Source organism: Planktotalea sp. (assembly GCF_039984035.1).
Lineage (GTDB): Bacteria > Pseudomonadota > Alphaproteobacteria > Rhodobacterales > Rhodobacteraceae > Planktotalea.
In genome coordinates, this window is record NZ_JBDWVM010000205.1 from 1 (window position 1) to 2,735 (window position 2,735).

The following is a 2,735-nucleotide window of genomic DNA, read 5'->3' on the forward strand; positions in this document are numbered from 1 at the left end:
CTGGCGATTTGGCCGTGGATGATCTGGAGGTTGCGTGGAACGACCGCTTTGCTTCTGATTTTGGCTATGCCGTTGATAAACCATCAAATGGCGTGCTGCAGGATGTGCATTGGTCCGTCGGTCTGTTTGGGTACTTTGCGACCTACAGCCTCGGAAATGTCTATGCTGGCTGCCTCAACGAGGCGATGCGCGCAGATTTGCCGAACTTGGACGATGCTTTGGCGAAAGGTGACACAAGTCCTGCGACTGAATGGCTGGGAGAAGCGTTGCAGCGCCACGGTGGATTGCGCACACCGCGCGCAACGATTGCACATGCCTGTAGCGGTGTGGAGCCAACAGAAGGGCCGTTGTTGTCCTATCTTGAAGCAAAGTTTGGTTAGAGGCTTCGTCGGCCCAAGCAGGCCCAAAGCCCAAAATCAAAAATGGGCGCATAAATGCGCCCATGAGTTGAGGTAGAGAACTTAGAGTCCTTTCTGTTAAGGGGTAATATCGACCGCTGTCATAGCCGAGTATTACGCCATCTGTTTGGGTACGCGGTCAGCTTATTGCCACCTAAAACCGTGAGTGAAACAAGGCTGGCGACTGACCAAATAAGCAACATACTAAGCTGCGTCGCGTGTTCCCAAGAGGACAACGGTTCACTGGTGTAGGTGAACGCAATCCCTATGAGTGTAATTGCGGCTGTCATCGCAACAACACGCTTTCGCATTTCGAAGAACAGCCAGAGAGCGCAAAATGCCAGCAAGATCGCTATAAGCGGTTCTATAAACTCAACGCCTCTTGATGAAAGTAGGGCAGAGTGATCATGCGAGCTATGAGGGGGGATGATCATCATGCCCAAGAGGGCTGCGCTTGGGACGACTAAGTGAAGGGTCGCAGTCAGTCTCCTTAAGTGCGCAGTGTGTCTTGAGTAACTGGTCATTTCTTACCTCGGCTATTCTTCGTACCTCTAGGTGTAAGTTGAGTTTGTGCATCCATAAATAGAAAAGCTTGCAGTTTCATATCTGCAAAAATGTTAGGTCGCTGGACGTGATTGTTCTAAGTGTTTGAAAAAATTACGAATTAGCGGGTCGTTGCGGCGGGATTCATGATAGGATGCCCATATTGAAACCGACTGACTTGGTGAATTCGAGACAATACAAAGCTCTTTTTGTTGATCCGCGACCGAGCAAGGCAGCAATGCCATATAGGGCAGCTCACGAACGATTTGCTGGGCCAATTCGAAACATTGGACCGACATGCGAGGGCCAGCTTCAAAGTAGTCTTTGAGGAAGCTCTCATCCGGGCGATGGCCAACTTGTTCCGTCAAAGCGACCCAACCCGTCAGATTATCGACATACGTTTTCGCGCAATATACGGCGAGCTGCGTTTCCGCGATCTTCTTGCGAATAATGCGCCCTTCTGTCGGCATCAGGCTGGTGAAGCTGATGTCAACTTCTCCAAATGCAAGGGAAGAGGGGTTTGCACTGAGTTCCAAATCGACCGAGGGGTTTTCGGCAAGCAATGTGTTCCAGTTGAAAGATTGGTAGGTCTGCATCACGAGTAAATCACAATAGATGCGGATCTTACCTGAAGCGGTCATAGGCGTTTCAGCCTGAACAGCTTCGATGTTGGTTTTTACGGTTTTGGCAATATCAACAAGTTTTTCACCAAAGTCTGTCGGCTGCCATTGCTGTCCATTTTTTACAAAGATGGAGCGTTTGTAAGCCTCAGAGACATTTTGCACATGGCGAGAGACCGTTGTGGGATTGCTTCGTAGAGCTTTTGCCGCGCCACTGATCGTTTTGTGCTCAGCGAGCGCGAGACAGTATATGAGGTCATTCCAATTTTGCATTGCGGGTCCCGTTCGTGCCTTAGACAAGTTCACACCGCGACTACTCATTAACCTATGTACTCAAACTTGATCTTCAAGGTTAACCGGTCAACGCGGTAACTCTGCAATCCCAGTTTTTCAAATCTACAGCAATGCAGCAAAAGTATACGCGTGGGTTCAAAAGTTCCTTAAATAATTCATGGGGTTATGTGTACTATCCGAAAGGCTATGTCGCTAGTACTTTCGTGCCACAGAAAACGGGATTTTAGGTAAAATTTGGCTAAAACCGCGGCTTTCAATTGGGCGAAAAAAGGGCAATTTAGGGTGAGAAAAATGGTATTTTTAAAAATGAAACGGGCCTTCGTCACAGGTTTTGGGGGCGACTGTTGACGGTTTTTGGCTCTGTTTCGGCGGTAAAGAGATGTGTTTTCAGGGGGTAAAGCGGCGCGAAGTCGGGGTCCATTCAGTGCGTTTAAAGGTTCGAATTTCTGTCGCAGCACCAAAAAAATGCCTTGCGTCCGCAAGGCATTTTTAATTCTCTATATACTACAGTGATCGAACGACCCGCTGAACGCTAAATTAGACGCTCCAGGCGCTCATCCTCGCAAATGTAGCGAAGCACCTTGTGTTAGGTGTTTGGTCTAACCCAAACATCCTTCAGCAGTTGAATAGGCCCACTGAGCGATTATTCAGCGTCGCGCGCGGCTTTTTCTTCTTTGGTCAACGTCTGGTTCCAAACATTCTTTGAAATCCCAAGCTCGGGTTTCATTGGTTTGGTTTTACCCTTTTTGACGGAGCCACCCTTTTTCAGGAATTCCTGAATAAGGGCGTCGTCAGTATTGGACTTAGGCACCTGTTTCATGTGTGTCCCCTTTATAAACAGTAATTAGTGAGGGCCACAAAGGCCCTCGTTAACTCTCTT

The 2,735-nt window shown here is 48.4% G+C and carries 2 protein-coding genes and 1 pseudogene; 1 reads left to right on the forward strand and 2 read right to left on the reverse strand.

The genetic code is table 11. The features are described 5' to 3' along the window. A pseudogene (locus ABJQ89_RS09450) lies at nucleotides 1-380 on the forward strand (carboxypeptidase M32); the annotation flags it as partial. 635 nt (nucleotides 381-1,015) lie between these two features. On the opposite strand, the gene ABJQ89_RS09455 reads toward ABJQ89_RS09450, so the two are convergent. Both ABJQ89_RS09455 and ABJQ89_RS09460 read right to left on the reverse strand, forming a co-directional pair. Further along, a complete protein-coding gene (locus tag ABJQ89_RS09455) occupies nucleotides 1,016-1,834 on the reverse strand; it encodes a LysR family transcriptional regulator (RefSeq protein WP_348496001.1) in 819 nt (272 codons plus the stop codon). A gap of 664 nt (nucleotides 1,835-2,498) precedes the next feature. Beyond that, nucleotides 2,499-2,675 (reverse strand): hypothetical protein, encoded by a 177-nt coding sequence (locus tag ABJQ89_RS09460; protein WP_348496002.1) that lies wholly within the window; start codon nucleotides 2,673-2,675, stop codon nucleotides 2,499-2,501. Nucleotides 2,676-2,735: the final 60 nt, after the last annotated feature.